Raw genomic sequence first — 15348 nt, 5'->3', positions numbered from 1 at the left:
CCGCGCCCAGCGGCGACAGGCGACACCCGTGGGGCGGGTGAGGCAGTATGACCGGCGATGCGCAGAGGACTCGTACACCTTCTGGCGTGGATGCTGGCCACGGGCGCGGCGTCCACGATGACGTGGTGGGGTGTCCACACGGTGATGGCGGGGACGGCGTACGACCCGCCTCGCGCGCTCCCCATCACGGCTGCCGACGCGACCGGCCGGACGCCGACCGCCCAGGAGCCGAACCCCCTGCCCTCGGCCGCGAGCCGGGCGCCCACCCGCCGGGCACCGACCGCGTCGCCCACCCCGACCCCGTCCCCCACGTCGGCAGCCCCCGCGAGCGCGGCCCCCTCCAAGACGGCGTCCACGGTGAAGGCGTACGACACCGACGGCGGGCGGGCGGTCTTCGACCTCGGCACGGACTACGCGACGCTCGTGTCGGCGACGCCCGGAGCGGGCTGGTCGATGCAGGTGTGGAAGACGGAGACGTGGATCCGGGTGGAGTTCGGCGCGGGCGCGGACCGGGTGACGGTGTTCTGCACCTGGCACGACGGCCCGCCGCACGTGCAGGTCATCACCTACTGAGACCGGTGACCGACCGCCGGGGTCAGCGGAACACCGACGGCGGTGGTGCCGGTGAGGCGACCGCCGCCGCGTCCATGACCGGTACGGCTCCGCCGGTGAAGTCCGTGAGGGCGCGGCCGTGTTCGAGGCGGGCGGGATGCGGGTCGGAGGCGGCGCGGCGGGTCAGCTCGGCGATGGGCAGTGGGTGCGCGGAGCCGACGAGCACCGCGTTGCCGAACCGTTTCCCCCGCAGCACGGTGGGGTCGGCGATCAGGGCCAGCTCGGGGAAGACGGTCCCCGCGGTGGCGATCTGGCCGCGCAGATGGGCGAGCGGCGGCCCGTCGGCGAGGTTGGCGGCGTAACAGCCGGCGTCGTTCACGACCCTGCGGACGTCCGTCAGGAACTCGACCGACGTCAGATGGGCCGGGGTGCGCGCCCCGCTGAACACGTCCGCGATGACGAGGTCGGCCCAGCCGTCGGGGATCTTCGCGAGTCCTTCGCGGGCGTCGGTGGAGCGCACCCGGATGCGGGCGTTGGTGTCCAACGGCAGCTCGCGGCGGACCAGTTGGACGAGGGCCGCGTCCCGTTCGACGGCCTGCTGGGTGGACCGGGGGCGGGTCGCGGCGACGTACCGGGCGAGGGTGAGGGCGCCGCCGCCGAGGTGCACGACCTGTACGGGCTTGCCGGGCGGGGCGACAAGGTCGATCACATGTCCGAGGCGGCGCTGGTACTCGAAGGAGAGGTACGCCGGGTCGTCGAGGTCGACATGGGACTGCGGGGCGCCGTCGATGAGCAGTGTCCAGGCGCGCGCCCGGTCCCGGTCGGGGATCAGCTCGGCGAGCCCGCCGTCGACCGTCTCGACGACGGCCTCGGCGGCCGACTGTCCGCGCCGCGCGTTCCTGGACTTCCCCATTCCCCCATTATCGGGGTGCGCGAACGACCAGGGCCTGTCGTCCGGATCAGGTCAGCGATGGTTGTCGGCGGCCTCGATCAGCCGGGCCGCCTCGCCGAGGGCCGCGCGGAGCACCGCCGGGTCGGTGGCCAGGTCCGCGTCGCCGGGCGGGAGCAGCCAGTCCGAGCCCTCGACGGGGGGTGCGGGATCGGGGGCCGCGAGGCTCAGACCGCGCCCGTTGGTCTCCGTGCAGGTGCTGCCGGGGACGTCCCAGGCTGCGGCGGTGCCGGGCGGTACCAGGAAGCCCAGGGTGTCGCAGCCGTCGTCGTGCAGTACGGGGCCGACCGCGTCGCCGGCACCCCGGCGCAGGATGTCGACCGCCTCCAGCCCCTGCCGCGCCGGCACCGTCACCAGATCGCAGCTGTGCACTGCGTTTGACACTGCCGATGCGGGCAACGCGGGTGATGTACGCGCCCTGAACTGCGCACAAGGATCGGTGCTCTGACTGATCTCCATCCCGGCCTCCACCACGGAACCCCTCCTGAAACGAACGGGTCGGGAGTTCGGGTGTCTCCCGGTCCGTCGGGTTCAACGCGTCAGAACGTCAACGGCTACGGCGCAGGACCGCTGCAAAGGATGGCAGTTCATGGCGGATCGTGGATGAGATATCCGGTTTGTAGCCAAACCCCGCATGGCGGGTCGTGCACAACCGGTACGTTCTTGCCCGCCGGAAACAGGACGTCCGATGGATAACTGTTCCAACTCGTCAGGAATCCGGCACGGTTCGACGGTTCGCAGAGAGGGCCCGGCCATGACGTCGTCAACAGTGACCTCGTCGCAGTCCCCCCGGCCGCCACGGCCGAACCTCGCCTTTCGGCAGTTGCGCGGACAGCGCTCTCCGGGCGAGTTCGCCGCGGCGGTACGGCGGGCCGCCCGCGACATCGGGGAGCGGGTCAGCTGTGACGCGCGTTACGTCGGTCGGGTCGAGGCGGGTGAGATCCGCTGTCCCAACTACGCGTACGAGCGGGTGTTCCTGCACATGTTCCCCGGCCGGACACTGGCCGACCTGGGGTTCGCGCCCCGCTCGTCGGTACGCGGACGCGGGGCGCGCGACACGGAGGACACGCCCCCCGCACAACCCGCGATCCCGACCCACCGTACCGATGAGACACCGGGGGCGTACGAGCCGTATGAGATGCGGAACGCGCAGGACCCGTACGAAACGCACGACGACTACGAGGAGAGCGACGTGCTGCGTCGCGCATTCATGACGGGCGGTGCCACCGCGGCAGCCGCCTCCCTGAGCCCCTTCGGGTTCACGTATGAGGCTTCGGCCTCGGCCGCGGACCGTCCCCTGCGCCGCGTCGGAGCCGGTGAGGCGGGGGCTCTGGAAGAGGCCGTCCGCCGTATCAGGCTGCTCGACGACCGGCACGGCGCCGACGGCCTCTACCGGCGGGCGGCGGCACCGCTGCGGGCCGCCTACGAGCTGCTCGACGCGGACGTCGTACGGCAGACCATCGCGGACCGGCTGCACGCGGGCGCCGGTGAACTCGCCATCTCCGTGGGCTGGCTGGCGCACGACTCGGGCCGTTTCGACGACGCGCGCTCGCACTACGCGGAGGCGCTGGCGACCGCCCGGGTGTCCGGGGACGCGGCCCTGGAGGCGCATGCCTTCTGCAACACCGCGTTCCTCGCGCGCGACTCGGGACGCCCGCGCGAGGCGGTCAGAGCGGCGCAGGCCGCGCAGCGCGTGGCCAAGCCCCTGGGCTCACCCCGCCTGATGTCGCTGCTCGCGCTGCGCGAGGCGGGCGGCTGGGCGGGCCTCGCCGACCGCGCCGGCTGCGAACAGGCGCTGGCACGGGCCCAGTCGCTGTACGGACGTGGCCCCTCCGAGGCCGACCCCGAGTGGATGAGTTTCTACGGCGAGGCCGAGCTGGAGGGCCTGGAGGCGCAGTGCTGGTCGACGCTGGGCGACTGGCCCCGCGCGGCCCGGCACGCCCGCCGCGCGGCCCACCTCCAGAACCCGCACTTCACCCGGAACATCGCCCTCTACACGGCCGAGCTCACCGACGACCTGGCCCGCGGCGGCCACCCGGACGAGGCGGCGGTGGCGGGCATGCGGGTTCTGGACCTGCTGGACGAGGTCCAGTCCTCCCGCATCCAGACGATGCTGGCGGCTACGGCACGGGTGCTGTTGCCTCACCGGCGGGCTTCGGGGGTGTCGGCGTTCCTGGAGCGGCACGCGAATCTGCCGAGAACGGCGTAGCGGCGGGTCCTGGCGCTTCCCTGCCCGGCTGCGGGCCCGGCCCGGTGGGAGCTGGTCGCGCCCACGCGGCCAAGCCGCACAACGTCACAGCCCCGCGCCCCTGAAAAACCCGCCCCGCTGCGGGCAGTCGTGCCGCTGGGGCGGCACGGGTGGGCGCGGCGGCACCCCGTACAGCGCCGGGCCGCGCGACCCACCCGCAGGCACCGGCGTCGGCCGCGACTCGCTACCCGACCAGGTGCCCCAGGTCGTTCCAGCTCTCGATCGCCGGGTCGCCGTAGGCCCAGCCCAGGACCGACAGTGACGTCGGGTTCAGTCTGATCCGCGCCGCGAACTCGATCGGCAGCCCGAGCCAGCGCGCCCCGATCGACCGCAGTATGTGCCCGTGCGCGAACACCAGCACGTCACGGTCCTCCGACCGCGCCCACGCGACCACCTCGTCCGCGCGCGCGGTCACCGCCTCCAGGCTCTCGCCCCCGGGGACTCCGTCCCGCCAGATCAGCCACCCGGGCCGCACGGCCTGGATCTGCGCCGGGGTCATGCCCTCGTACGCCCCGTAGTCCCACTCCATGAGCGTGTCCCACACGGCCGCGCGCTCACCGAACCCGGCGATCTCGCACGTCTCACGCGCGCGTGCCAGGGGACTCGTGCGGACCTCGACCCCGGCGAGTCCGTCGAAGGGCGCCCGGTGCAGCCGCTCGCCGAGCAGCTTGGCGCCGCGCCGCCCCTCCTCCAGCAGGGGGACGTCGGTCCTGCCGGTGTGCTTGCCGGCCAGTGACCACTCCGTCTGCCCGTGCCGGGCCAGCAGGATGCGCGATGCCATGAGGACCCCTTCCGGGGGGAGACGGTAAGCGTGGCAAAACAGGTGAGAGACGAACGAAAGGGAACGACGAAGCGAATCAGAGGTGCCGAATGGCGGAAAAGCAAGGCGGAACCCCTCCATCATCGCGCACGCTGTCCGAGGGCAACCGGGGGGTCGATCTTTACGTCTTTCGTGACGGGGGTGACGCATGAGACGTCCACGTACACCGTAAAATCGGACGAACCGCAGGCCACCGACGACCGGAGGCGCAGCTCAACGGGAACACAGAGTGGGAGAGACGATCGGATGCCGCGGACCGACAGTGCACGGACCGGGGCTGCCCCGCCCACCCGCCTCCGCTGGTGGACCGAGCTGCCACTGCTCCTGCTGGTCTACGCGTGCTATTCGGCCGGACGTCTGCTGGTGCGGGGCAACGAGTCGACCGCCGTCGAGCACGGCCTGGCGATCCTCAGGTTCGAGAAGTCCCTGTGGCTCAACGCCGAACACCCGCTCAACCGTCTGTTCACCCGCGAGCCCTGGATCGGCGTACCGGCCGACTTCTGGTACGCGTCGCTGCACTACCTCGTCACCCCCGCCATCCTGGTCTGGCTCTTCCGGTCCCGCGCCGTCCGCTACCGGGCGGCCCGCGCCTGGCTGATGACCTCGACCTTCATCGGCCTCATCGGCTTCACCCTGCTGCCCACCTGCCCGCCCCGTCTGCTGGACGCCGGCCACGGCTTCGTGGACACGATGGCCCAGTACAGCTCGTACGGCTGGTGGGGCGGCCAGGCCAGCGCCCCGCGGGGCCTCGGCGGCATGACGAACCAGTACGCGGCGATGCCGAGCCTGCACGTCGGCTGGTCCCTGTGGTGCGGGGTGATGCTGTGGCGGTACGGCGGTACGCGCACCACCAAGGTGCTGGGCGTCGCCTACCCGCTGATCACGACGATCGTGGTGATGGGCACCGCCAACCACTACTTCCTCGACGCCGCCGCGGGCGCCGCCGTGATGGGCCTCGGACTGCTGCTGGCACCGCTCGTCATACGGAACGCGGACCGGGCGAAGGTGTGGATCTCGGCCCGCGTCGCGCCCGTCGCAACGCGCTCTCGCGGCGCAGAGGCCCCAATTGTCAGTGGTGGATGCCAGACTTCCCCGCGTGAGCGAATTCCAAGGCAGCGCGAGTCCGTCTTCGGGCCAGGTCCCGGACCAGGGGCCGAGCCGGGTGCCGCTTCCGCGGAAGCGGGGGACGGCGCTCCGGCAGCGGCTCGCTGAGCTGCGCGGTCCCGCGGTCCCGCCGAAGGCGCTGGACGCGCGTGCTCTCGCGGCCCTCGCCGCCAACCCCGGGTGCAGGCGGCGCGCGATCCTGGACGGCGCGGGGGTGAACAAGGCGACGCTGGCGAGTGCGCTGGGTTCACCGTCCGCCTTCGGACAGTCCCAGTTCGCCCTGGCGCGCGGCAACACCTTCGAGGCCCGCGTCAAGGCCGACGGAGGCGCGGAGCTGCTCCGGCTGGTGCACGAGAAGCTGGACCCGGGTGCCGTACCGCCGGTGAAGGCCGAGGTCCCCGACCTCACGGCGGGCGGGCCGGAAGGCCGCACCGCGCGGACGGCACTGGCCCTGCGGGACGCCACAGCGGCGGCGAGAGCCGGCGCCGGTACCGGCGGCTGGACGCTCCTCGACCACCCCATGCTGGCCCTCGACGTCGCGGGCTCGCCGGCCTTCCTGGAACCGGACGCGGTGGTCGTGCACCCGGACGGCAGCTGGACGGTCGTGGAGATCAAGTCCTTCCCGATGCTCGACGGCTCGGCGGACCCCGCGAAGGTGGGCGCGGCGGCCCGCCAGGCCGCGGTGTATGTACTGGCGCTGGAGGAGGTCGCCGCCCGGCTCGTCCAGGGCGGCGATCCGGCACCGGTCGTGCGCCACCGCGTACTGCTGGTCTGCCCGAAGGACTTCTCCAACCTCGCGGCGGCCTCCGCGGTCGACGTCCGCAAACAGCGCGCGGTGACCGGCCGCCAACTGTCCCGGCTGACCCGTATCGAGGACATCGCCGACACCCTCCCCGAGGGCACCTGCTTCGCCCCGGACCTGCCCGCCGGCGACCTGACGGCGGCGGTCGAGTCGGTCCCCGCGGAGTACGCGCCGGAGTGCCTGTCCGCGTGCGAGCTGGCCTTCCACTGCCGCGACCGTTCCCGCGCGCGGGGCGCGGTGACGTCCCTGGGCCGTTCCGTACGGGCCGAACTGGGCGCCCTGACGACGGTCGACGACGTGTTGTCGGCGGCCCACGGCCGGTCAGGTGATCCCCAGGACCCGACGGTGGCAGCGCTACGGAGGGCAGCCGCCCTGCGCGCGGAGGCACTGCGCGGCACCGAACTCGCCTCTCCGAAGCCGGAGTTGGAGCCAGGGCTGGAAGCGGAGCTGGAACCGGGGGGCGCCGTATGTCGTTGATCGGCACGCTCGCCCGACTCGAAGCCGTCAGCACCGGCCGCGCCCAGCCCGGCGCCACCGTCCGGCACCGCCATCTGTCCGAGCGGCCCCTGGTCCTCGTACCGCTCACCACCGCCGGTGAGGCAGGCGCCCCGCTGGGCGCGCTGGTCGGCGACGACCGGGACGCGCCGCGCCTGCTCGTCGTACCGCAGCCGCGCGACCGGGACCTCAGGTTCGCGTTCCTGGCCGAACTGGCCGACGTCGTGCTGCCGTTCATCGACTCCTATGCCGCCACGGTGGAGGCGGCTGAGCGGGCCGAGATCGACCCGGAGACCGGCAAGCGCGTCAAGGTCGAGGTCGAACTGTGCGCGGACGCACCCCAGTTGATCGTCCCGAGTCGCGCCGGCATCGACTTCGTACGGCTGCTGGGGCGCTCGATGCGTTTCAGGCGTACGGCGGAACAGGACCCGGAGACGCCGCATCCCGCGCCGCCCCGGGTGCCGTTGCTCGGCCGCTGGTTCACGCACTACGGGGAGCGCGCCCGGGTCCCCGGCTCCGCCCTCCTCCTGGCGCTGACGGACGTGCTGTCCCGGCACTGGGCCACCGGCCAGTCCACCCTTGAGGACCAGCATCTGGGCGCGCTGCTCGCCTGGATCGACCCGCCGGACGGTGTGTCGGGCGCCGAGGCGGCGCTGCGGGCCGAGTTGGCGCGGGACGCGAAGGGGCAGCTGCTGTGGCCGCCGGCCGGCCCGGCGACCGACCCCGCGTTCGACAACAAGCTGCTCGCCCCCGCGATCGAGAACTACAACCGCGCCCGGACCGCGCTCGCCGCCGCCGAGGACGGCGAGTCGGCGGACGACCGGCTCCGTGAACTCACCGCGGCCGAGCGGGAGATCCGCGTCCTCGTCGAGAGCCGTACCCGGCCCACCTGGGACGCGGTGTGGCGCGGCCTCGACCTGCTGCGGACGCTGCCGGAGGGTACCCACGCGGGCGACCGGTGGACGCGCGACCGCTGGTCGTTCACCGGCCACCGCGACCGGGTCACCGCGGGCGAGCCCCCGCAGCCACGCCGCGACGACGCGGTGACCGCGGCGAACAAACTGGCCACGCGCGAGCGCGAACAGGCCCGGCTGGAGGCCCAGGAGGCGCTGGACGACCCGCTGGTGATGGCGGGCAGACGGCTGTCCGGGGAGGCGTTCGCGGGCGAGGTCACGGACGTCGTCATGACGTACAGCGAGGGCAAGCGCCCGAGTCCGCGCCCACTGGTCACCGTCCGCACGGACGACCGCCCGCAGCTCGGCGAGCGGGTGAAGGTGTACCGCTCGCTGGGCGGCAAGCCGCAGGCGGCGGAGTTCGTCGGCTATGAGGACGATCCGGGAGCCGAGGGTTCGGTGATCGTGCTGCGGGTGGTCGACAAGATGGGCCGCGGCAAGGAGCCCGAGGCCGGGTCGGTGCCCGAGAAGGGGGACCTGGTCTGCTTCACGCTCTTCGAGCACGAGCAGCGAGGCGGTGCGAAGCTCCCCGACGCGGACCAGACCCCGTGGACCCACGGCGGGCCTCCGGGTGAGGGGGCCGCGACCGCGACCCCCGAGCCCGACCGGGTGACCGAGGAGGACGTCCTTTGAACTCCCGTACGCGGATGGACATGCGCGCCCCGGACATCCGTGGGACCGCCCCCGGAACCGAGAAGGGCACCCTGTGAACGCCGCTCACACCCCGCAGGCCGCCTTCGACCCCGGGGCCGCCGCCGGCCGGGCCACCGACGCGATCCTCCGTGACACGCTGCACGGCACCCATCGCGGAGTCGTCGTCGACTCGCCGCCCGGGGCCGGGAAGTCCACGCTCGTGGTCCGGGCCGCGCTCGAACTGGCCGATGCCGGGCGCCCGTTGATGGTCATCGCGCAGACGAACGCCCAGGTCGACGATCTCGTCGTCCGCCTCGCCGAGAAGAACCCCGACCTGCCGGTGGGCCGCCTTCACAGCAGTGACTCGGACCCGTACGACAAGGCGCTGGACGACCTGACGAACGTACGGAAGTCCGCGAAGGCGGCCGAGCTCGCGGGCCTGGACGTGGTGATCTCCACGGCCGCCAAGTGGGCGCACGTCAAGGTCGACGAGCCGTGGCGGCACGCGATCGTGGACGAGGCGTACCAGATGCGCTCGGACGCGCTGCTCGCCGTCGCCGGACTGTTCGAGCGTGCCCTGTTCGTGGGCGACCCGGGCCAGTTGGACCCTTTCTCGATCGTCGGCGCGGAGCAGTGGGCGGGCCTGTCGTACGACCCGTCGGCTTCGGCTGTCACGACCCTGCTGGCCCACAACCCCGAGCTGCCCCAGCACCGCCTGCCGGTGTCCTGGCGGCTCCCGGCCTCGGCCGCGCCGCTCGTCTCTGCCGCCTTCTACCCGTACACCCCGTTCCGCAGCGGCACCGGCCACGGCGACCGGCGGCTCGCCTTCGCGGTCCCGTCGGACGGCTCGGGCCCGGACCGGGTGCTCGACGAGGCCGCCGAATCGGGCTGGGGGCTGCTGGAACTCCCCGCCCGGCACACCCCTCGTACGGACCCCGAGGCGGTACGCGCGGTCGCCATGGTCGTACGCCGCATGCTGGACCGGGGCGGCGCGGCCACGTCGGAGCGCGGACCCGACCCGACGCCCCTGACGGCCGACCGGATCGCGGTCGGCACCGCGCACCGGGACCAGGCGGCGGCGGTCCGGGCGGCGCTCGCCGAGCTGGGGGTCGCGGACGTCACCGTGGACACGGCGAACCGGCTCCAGGGCCGCGAGTTCGACGTGACGGTGGTCCTGCACCCCCTCTCCGGCCGCCCCGACGCGACCGCCTTCCACCTGGAGACGGGCCGCCTCTGCGTCCTCGCCTCCCGACACCGGCACGCGTGCGTGGTGGTGTGCCGGGCGGGTGTGACGGACCTCCTGGACGACCATCCGTCGACGGAGCCGGTGCAATTGGGGGTGACGGTGAAGTTCCCGGACGGCTGGGAGGCGAACCACGCGGTGCTGTCGCATCTGGCGGAGCATCGCGTCGCCTGGCGGACGTAAGGGCGGATCAGGGGCCTGGTCGGGCGAACCCGAGGCCCTCTTGCGCGGGCAGGGGACAATGGACGGTGGCCCGGCTCGACGGCGGGGCCTATCGACCGTGTGCCGTACATGCCGTGACGCATGGAGGGTACGTACGAACGGTGCGGACCGTACGAGGAGGAGAAGACATGGCGGAGCCCACGCCGCGTCGCAACGAACCGCGGCTACGCCCCGCGCCCCTGCTCTTCGAGCCCACGCAAGTGGCCGACGATCCCGAGCACTTCTTCGACCTGGAGTCGATCGACGACCCCCGCGCGCTGCTGACCCGCGCGACGGAACTGACCCTCGCGTTCCGCGCCGCGACCGACCGCGCTGTCGAGTTCCAGGCGATGGCGGCGGCCCAGCTCGCCGACCCGCGCCGCTTCGACCGGCTGACCACGGCCGACATCGCGGAGCAGGCGCAGTGGACCGAGGACTACGCGAGGAAGATGGTCGAGTACGGCCGTGAGCTGCTGCGTGACGGCGGGGAGAACGCCAGCGGCGGAGGCGGCGGGAGCGGTAACGGCGGCCACGGTCAGGGTCACGTCGACCCTGTCTGAGCCCACCTGATCGCGTCTGATCCCCACCGATCCGGTCTCGCCCCCTCGGCTCCGAGAATGGTCCGGACCGGTCAGGATCGGTCCGGACCGGTCTCGAAAGTCCGTGCGGCATATTCAGGAGGGCAAGGTACCCCACCTCGCCCCTTCTCGTCCCGGTTTCCGGGAACCCTCGGAGATCGCACGGTCACTACCTGTAGATCTGGCTGCCATGAGCAGCACACACTCTGACGTCGCGGGAGTCACCTCGGAGGGCGCCGTCTGGCTCGCCTCCGCAGGAACGTATCCGCGCAGCACGCTCTCACTCTGGGCCGAGCGGCCCGACGCCCCGCTCGTCCTGCCCTGCGGGACCGCGTTCGACGTCGTCAGCGTGCCCGCCGTCTTCGGCCGCAGGATGCTCGACCACCTCTGGGACGACGGACCCGGCTCCGGCCCGGTGGCGGCCTACCGGGGCCGGATCCTCCTCTTCGCGGCGCTGGGGACGGCCCAACGACTGCCGTCACTGCTGAGGTGGGAGGAGTGGGGCTCGACCGGCGAGGGCGGCGTCGGCGGTGACGGTGACTCCGGACGGCGTCACTCGATTCCGCCGCTCCTCTGCCACGGCCGCGGCGACGCCGTGACGGTTCCAGCCCTGGTGAACGACGAGACCGAGCACGAGACCGACCGCGGGAGCACGGCCGACCCCCGGCCCGAATCCCGCTGGGTCGTCGCCCCCGATACCAGCCGGCCCTGGCTCCCGGGCCCGGAAATCCTGCTCTGGGCGGCCGTGCGAGCGGCCCGTTCCGCGGTCTCCGGCGGGGTGCGGATATCGATTTTTCCTCCCGCCGATCAGGGTGCTAAGGTCTACGACGTCAGCAAGCGCCGCTAGCTCAGTTGGTTAGAGCAGCTGACTCTTAATCAGCGGGTCCGGGGTTCGAGTCCCTGGCGGCGCACGTTGTCGATTGGCGAGGCTGTTCACCAACAGCCTCGCCAACGTCGTTTCCGGACCTCCCGGCCAAGCCCTTCAGCCGGCACCCGTGATCTGCACCGTCCAGGCCCCCGAGAGCGTACGGCCCTCCACCTCGACGCGGACGTTCTCACCGGGGACCGTGAAGCTCTCGCCGAGGGTGACGGGCGCGTCCGCGAGGGGCGGATAGACGGACTCCTCCCAGCATGCCTCGGTACGCGGATGGGCGTCGACCACCTCGACCGGGCCGCCGCCCGACTCGGCCCCGCCGTGCACCCGGTAGACGAGCACACCCTGCGTACAGGTCGCGCTGTCGTTGCCCGTGGTCCCCCGCGCCTCGAAGGCGAGCACCCGGTCGGCCCCGGTCCGCACGACGGCCAGCTTCACCCCGTTCCCCTGCCCGAACACCGGCGCACCCGCCCCCGCACCCCCGCCGCCGCCCACCGCATCCGCATCCGCATCCGCATCCGCATCCGCACGTGCGTACGCGGTCGTAGCCGGATGCGCCCCCAGCGATTCCAGGGTCAGCCGGACCGAACCTCCCCTGCGGACGCACACCACCTGGCGCGGTTCCAGCCACCCGAGTTTCCACTTGTGCCAGGCGAACAGATCCGGCGCCAGGCCGAACTGGCTGCCCATCAGGTCCCAGTCGCCGACGTACGTGTCCCAGTCACCCTTTCCGTCCACAGGCCGGTGATAGAGGTCGGGCAGGTCGAAGACGTGGCCCGTCTCGTGGGCGAGGACGAGCCGGTCGGGCGGGTGTTTCTCGAAGACGGTGACGACTCGGCGGATGTCCGCGCCGTCGGCCCGCAGGGGGACGTCCAGGTTGACGACCTTCGTCGCGTCGGAGTCGACGCCGGGCGCGTCCGGGTCGGCCACGAAGTACACGATGTCGTAGCGCGAGAAGTCGACGTCACGGTCGGCGGCGGCGAGCGCGTCGCGCAGATAGGCGGCCCGGTGGGCGGCGCCCCAGTCCCGTTGTATGGCGTACGCGGTGGACGGGCGCGGCATCCGGATCCAGTTCTGGAGCGGGTGCGGGCGCAGCGTGAACCTGCCGTACGAGGCCCGGGCGAAGAAGTCGCTGGTGGCGGGGAAGTGGTCGGCGGCCAGTTCGGCCGGGGTGGTCCGCGGGCGCGCGTCGGGGAAGGAGAGGAACACCATCACGGCGTCGAGGGCGCGGGCCGGGCGCGGATAGGCGGCGTTCCAGGTGTCCAGGCCCTCCGAGTGGTGGGCGTCGGTGCGCTGGAGCGCGCAGGACTGCGCGGAGAAGGGTTCGGCGACCGAGGAGCCCGCGATGAGGGAGGTGGCGGCGAGGGCCGTCATGGTGGTGAGAACGGCGGCCGTGCTGCGCAGGTGGGGGCGCGCTCCGGCGCTCGCGAGCCCTTTGAATCCCGTCAGGGCACCACGGGTGAGCCCCTTGAGGGGAAGCTGACGCGGCACGCAGACCTCCGAATGCGGTTGGGGACACCGCAGCCCAGCCTGTGTGATCTTGCGTTTGTATGCCCTGTTTGTCTGCACCAGAAGGGTGATTGAGGGGCGATCAGGCAGGTGACCAGGGAGGATCGGGAGCTCTCCGGCAAACGGCCAAGCACGCGAGGGCTCACCCTTCGTGGAGCGACACCCCGGAACACTCACGGAACGTCACAACCGATCGAGGGCGAAGGAACCCGTCCAGGCGCGGGCAGAAACGATCTGTCAAAACCGCCGGTCGTTCATGGACACTGGACAGTGGCTGGAAGGGCTTGGGACCAGCCTCTATGATCGGCACACTTTCCTGGCACTTCCCTGACACTTCCTGCACGGACTAGGCCAGGGCGGCGGCTTGCCGCCCGGTCGGCCGCCCGACGGGATCCACATCAAGACCGAGTGCACTGCGGGAGCGAGCGGTGAGCGGAACGTCCCAAGGGCCGGCGCCCTCGGTAGATCTCATCCGGCCGGCCGTCACAGAGAGTAACTCCGGCACGTCTTCTACGTCTTCCACGTCTTCTCCACCGTCCATGTCACCCATGTCGTCCATGTCGTCTTCCCAGGTGGCTGCCGGTACGGGGATGCTGCGCGGCGCGTTCGCGGCGGCGCCGCTGGCGATGGCCTTGGTGGACCGCGAGGGCCTGGTCGTCTCGGCGAACGAGTCCCTTGGCGCGCTGCTGGGCATCGACCCGGAAGTGCTGGCCGGGAAGGTGGCCGCCGACCTGGTGGACCTGGCGTCCGACACACGTGCGTGGCACGCGTACCGCGAGGTGCTGCGCGGCCGGCAGGCACGGCTGCGCTGCACACGCCGACTCAAGCACCCGGACGGGCACTCCCTGTGGGCCCAGGTCACGGTCACACCGCTGCCGGCGGAAACGGCGACGGAGGGCTCGGAAGGAGCTCGGGGTTCGGAGGGAGTCCGGGGGTACGGAGGGCAGGGCGTGCTGCTGTCCGTGGCCGACATCAGCGCGCGCCGTGAACTGCAGGCGCGGCTGCGGCACTTGCAGATGCACGATCCGGTGACCCGGCTGCCCAACCGCACGCTGTTCTTCGAGCGGCTCTCGGCGGCGCTGGAGGCGGAGTCGTATGAGCAGAGCGGGACGGGCCGGATCGGCCTGTGCTACCTGGACCTCGACGGCTTCAAGGCCATCAACGACACCCTCGGCCACCGCGTCGGCGACCGGCTGCTCGCCGCGGTGGCGGAACGTCTCACCCGGTGCGCGGAGGAGGCGGGCCTGGCCCGGCGGAACCCGGGCGCCGTCGCTCCGCTGGTGGCCAGACTGGGCGGCGACGAGTTCGCGTTGCTGATCGAGGACTCGACGGGCACCGACCAACTGGCCGACCTGGCCGAGTCGGTGCTGAAAGCCCTCCAGCTCCCCTTCGATCTCGCCGGTCAGCGGATGTCCGTCTCCGCCTCCATCGGCGTCGTCGAACGGCACGCGGCGGGCACGACCCCCACGGGGCTGATGCAGGCCGCGGACACGACGCTGTACTGGGCGAAGGCCGACGGAAAGTCCCGGTGGACGCTCTTCGACCCCGAGCGCAACGCCCACCGCATGACCCGCCAGGCCCTGTCCTCCACCCTCCGGCCGGCTATCGAGCGGGGCGAATTCGCCCTGGAATACCAGCCGTTGGTGGGTATGGCGGACGGCCGCGTGCACGGCGTGGAGGCGTTGGTGCGCTGGCACCATCCCCAGTTCGGCACGTTGACGCCGAACCGGTTCATCGGACTGGCCGAGGAGGACGGCTCGATCGTGCAGCTGGGGCGCTGGGTCCTCGCCACGGCCTGCCGCCAGGCCCGGCGCTGGCAGCTCGAACGCCCGGACGAGCCACCGATCTTCGTGAGCGTGAACGTCGCCGTACGTCAGGTCTGGGACTCGGATCTGGTGGCGGACGTGGCGGAGATCCTCGCGGAAACGGGCCTGCCGGCGCAGCTGTTGCAGCTGGAGCTGACGGAGTCCGCGGTCATGGGCTCCGCCGGCCGGCCCCTCCAGGCACTCCAGGCACTCAGCGACATGGGTGTGGGCATCGCGATCGACGACTTCGGCACGGGCTACTCGAACCTGGCCTACCTCAGCCGGCTGCCGGTGTCAGTACTGAAACTGGACGGTTCTTTCGTGCGGGGCTTCCAGTACGAGGGTGAGGGCGTCGCGCCGAACCCGGCCGACGAGATCGTCGTCGAGGCGATGATCCAACTCGCGCACCGGCTGGGGCTGACGGTCACCGCCGAGTGCGTGGAGACTGCGGCCCAGGCCGAACGCCTGCGCCGTATCGGGTGCGATACGGGGCAGGGGTGGCTCTACTCGCGGCCGGTGGGGGCGGATCGGATCTCTCTGCTGATGGGGAGTCGTGCCTGTCGGCAGGGGTGATCTGTCGTT

13 protein-coding genes and 1 tRNA gene are annotated in these 15348 nt (G+C 72.1%); 10 read left to right on the top strand and 4 right to left on the bottom strand.

The window, feature by feature from the left end:
• Nucleotides 1–57: 57 nt before the first annotated feature.
• Complete coding sequence (locus tag IEY89_RS15330; RefSeq protein ID WP_189147921.1) at nt 58–573, top strand: hypothetical protein; 516 nt, start codon at nt 58–60, stop codon at nt 571–573.
• A gap of 22 nt (nt 574–595) precedes the next feature.
• Here IEY89_RS15330 and IEY89_RS15325 read toward each other — a convergent pair whose 3' ends face one another.
• Both IEY89_RS15325 and IEY89_RS15320 read right to left on the bottom strand, forming a co-directional pair.
• Nucleotides 596–1465: a spermidine synthase gene (locus tag IEY89_RS15325; RefSeq protein WP_189147920.1), complete on the bottom strand. Its 870-nt coding sequence runs from the start codon at nt 1463–1465 to the stop codon at nt 596–598.
• A gap of 51 nt (nt 1466–1516) precedes the next feature.
• The gene (locus IEY89_RS15320; RefSeq protein WP_373287245.1) at nt 1517–1960 is read right to left on the bottom strand and encodes a hypothetical protein; all 444 of its coding nucleotides are present in this window, start codon (nt 1958–1960) and stop codon (nt 1517–1519) included.
• A 295-nt stretch (nt 1961–2255) separates the two neighbouring features.
• Between IEY89_RS15320 and IEY89_RS15315 the strand changes: the two genes are divergently transcribed.
• Nucleotides 2256–3710, top strand: a complete 1455-nt coding sequence (locus tag IEY89_RS15315; RefSeq protein ID WP_189147919.1) for an NsdA family TPR-like regulatory protein — start codon at nt 2256–2258, stop codon at nt 3708–3710.
• 223 nt (nt 3711–3933) lie between these two features.
• Here IEY89_RS15315 and IEY89_RS15310 read toward each other — a convergent pair whose 3' ends face one another.
• Nucleotides 3934–4530 (bottom strand): histidine phosphatase family protein, encoded by a 597-nt coding sequence (locus IEY89_RS15310; RefSeq protein WP_189147918.1) that lies wholly within the window; start codon nt 4528–4530, stop codon nt 3934–3936.
• A 285-nt stretch (nt 4531–4815) separates the two neighbouring features.
• Here IEY89_RS15310 and IEY89_RS15305 point away from each other — a divergent pair, with 285 nt between their 5' ends.
• The 7 genes from IEY89_RS15305 (at nt 4816) to IEY89_RS15275 (ending at nt 11489) form a co-directional block, all read left to right on the top strand.
• Nucleotides 4816–5781, top strand: coding sequence for a phosphatase PAP2 family protein (locus IEY89_RS15305; RefSeq protein WP_189147917.1), 966 nt, complete (start codon nt 4816–4818; stop codon nt 5779–5781).
• Nucleotides 5732–6952 carry a hypothetical protein gene (locus tag IEY89_RS15300; protein ID WP_189147964.1) on the top strand — a complete coding sequence of 407 codons (1221 nt, stop codon included), beginning with the start codon at nt 5732–5734 and terminating at the stop codon, nt 6950–6952. Before IEY89_RS15305 ends, IEY89_RS15300 begins: the two co-directional genes overlap by 50 nt.
• On the top strand, nt 6943–8556 hold the full coding sequence (locus IEY89_RS15295; protein ID WP_189147916.1) for a hypothetical protein: 1614 nt from the start codon (nt 6943–6945) through the stop codon (nt 8554–8556). The genes IEY89_RS15300 and IEY89_RS15295 overlap by 10 nt, the downstream gene beginning before the upstream one ends.
• 73 nt (nt 8557–8629) lie before the next feature.
• Nucleotides 8630–9982, top strand: coding sequence for an AAA domain-containing protein (locus IEY89_RS15290; protein WP_189147915.1), 1353 nt, complete (start codon nt 8630–8632; stop codon nt 9980–9982).
• A 167-nt stretch (nt 9983–10149) separates the two neighbouring features.
• Nucleotides 10150–10560 carry a DUF8844 domain-containing protein gene (locus IEY89_RS15285; protein ID WP_189147914.1) on the top strand — a complete coding sequence of 137 codons (411 nt, stop codon included), beginning with the start codon at nt 10150–10152 and terminating at the stop codon, nt 10558–10560.
• Between the two features lie 208 nt (nt 10561–10768).
• Nucleotides 10769–11425, top strand: coding sequence for a hypothetical protein (locus tag IEY89_RS15280; RefSeq protein ID WP_189147913.1), 657 nt, complete (start codon nt 10769–10771; stop codon nt 11423–11425).
• A tRNA-Lys gene (locus IEY89_RS15275) sits at nt 11416–11489 on the top strand. The genes IEY89_RS15280 and IEY89_RS15275 overlap by 10 nt, the downstream gene beginning before the upstream one ends.
• Nucleotides 11490–11560: 71 nt before the next feature.
• On the opposite strand, the gene IEY89_RS15270 is transcribed toward IEY89_RS15275, so the two are convergent.
• Nucleotides 11561–12943 carry a M6 family metalloprotease domain-containing protein gene (locus IEY89_RS15270; RefSeq protein WP_189147912.1) on the bottom strand — a complete coding sequence of 461 codons (1383 nt, stop codon included), beginning with the start codon at nt 12941–12943 and terminating at the stop codon, nt 11561–11563.
• A 446-nt stretch (nt 12944–13389) separates the two neighbouring features.
• Between IEY89_RS15270 and IEY89_RS15265 the strand changes: the two genes are divergently transcribed.
• Nucleotides 13390–15339: a putative bifunctional diguanylate cyclase/phosphodiesterase gene (locus IEY89_RS15265; RefSeq protein WP_189147911.1), complete on the top strand. Its 1950-nt coding sequence runs from the start codon at nt 13390–13392 to the stop codon at nt 15337–15339.
• The last annotated feature ends 9 nt before the right edge of the window (nt 15340–15348 follow it).

The sequence above is a fragment of the Streptomyces lacrimifluminis genome, from assembly GCF_014646095.1.
GTDB classification, from domain to species: domain Bacteria; phylum Actinomycetota; class Actinomycetes; order Streptomycetales; family Streptomycetaceae; genus Streptomyces; species Streptomyces lacrimifluminis.
Note: the sequence above shows the minus strand (reverse complement) of the source record. Positions and strands in the feature narration are given on the sequence as shown.

Excerpts from the sequence above, each read along its gene's own strand:
- IEY89_RS15330 (WP_189147921.1), top strand. The coding sequence starts at position 58 with ATGCGCAGAGGACTCGTACACCTTCTGGCGTGGATGCTGGCCACGGGC.
- IEY89_RS15325 (WP_189147920.1), bottom strand. The coding sequence starts at position 1,465 with ATGGGGAAGTCCAGGAACGCGCGGCGCGGACAGTCGGCCGCCGAGGCC.
- IEY89_RS15320 (WP_373287245.1), bottom strand. The coding sequence starts at position 1,960 with ATGGAGATCAGTCAGAGCACCGATCCTTGTGCGCAGTTCAGGGCGCGT.
- IEY89_RS15315 (WP_189147919.1), top strand. The coding sequence starts at position 2,256 with ATGACGTCGTCAACAGTGACCTCGTCGCAGTCCCCCCGGCCGCCACGG.
- IEY89_RS15310 (WP_189147918.1), bottom strand. The coding sequence starts at position 4,530 with ATGGCATCGCGCATCCTGCTGGCCCGGCACGGGCAGACGGAGTGGTCA.
- IEY89_RS15305 (WP_189147917.1), top strand. The coding sequence starts at position 4,816 with ATGCCGCGGACCGACAGTGCACGGACCGGGGCTGCCCCGCCCACCCGC.
- IEY89_RS15295 (WP_189147916.1), top strand. The coding sequence starts at position 6,943 with ATGTCGTTGATCGGCACGCTCGCCCGACTCGAAGCCGTCAGCACCGGC.
- IEY89_RS15285 (WP_189147914.1), top strand. The coding sequence starts at position 10,150 with ATGGCGGAGCCCACGCCGCGTCGCAACGAACCGCGGCTACGCCCCGCG.
- IEY89_RS15280 (WP_189147913.1), top strand. The coding sequence starts at position 10,769 with ATGAGCAGCACACACTCTGACGTCGCGGGAGTCACCTCGGAGGGCGCC.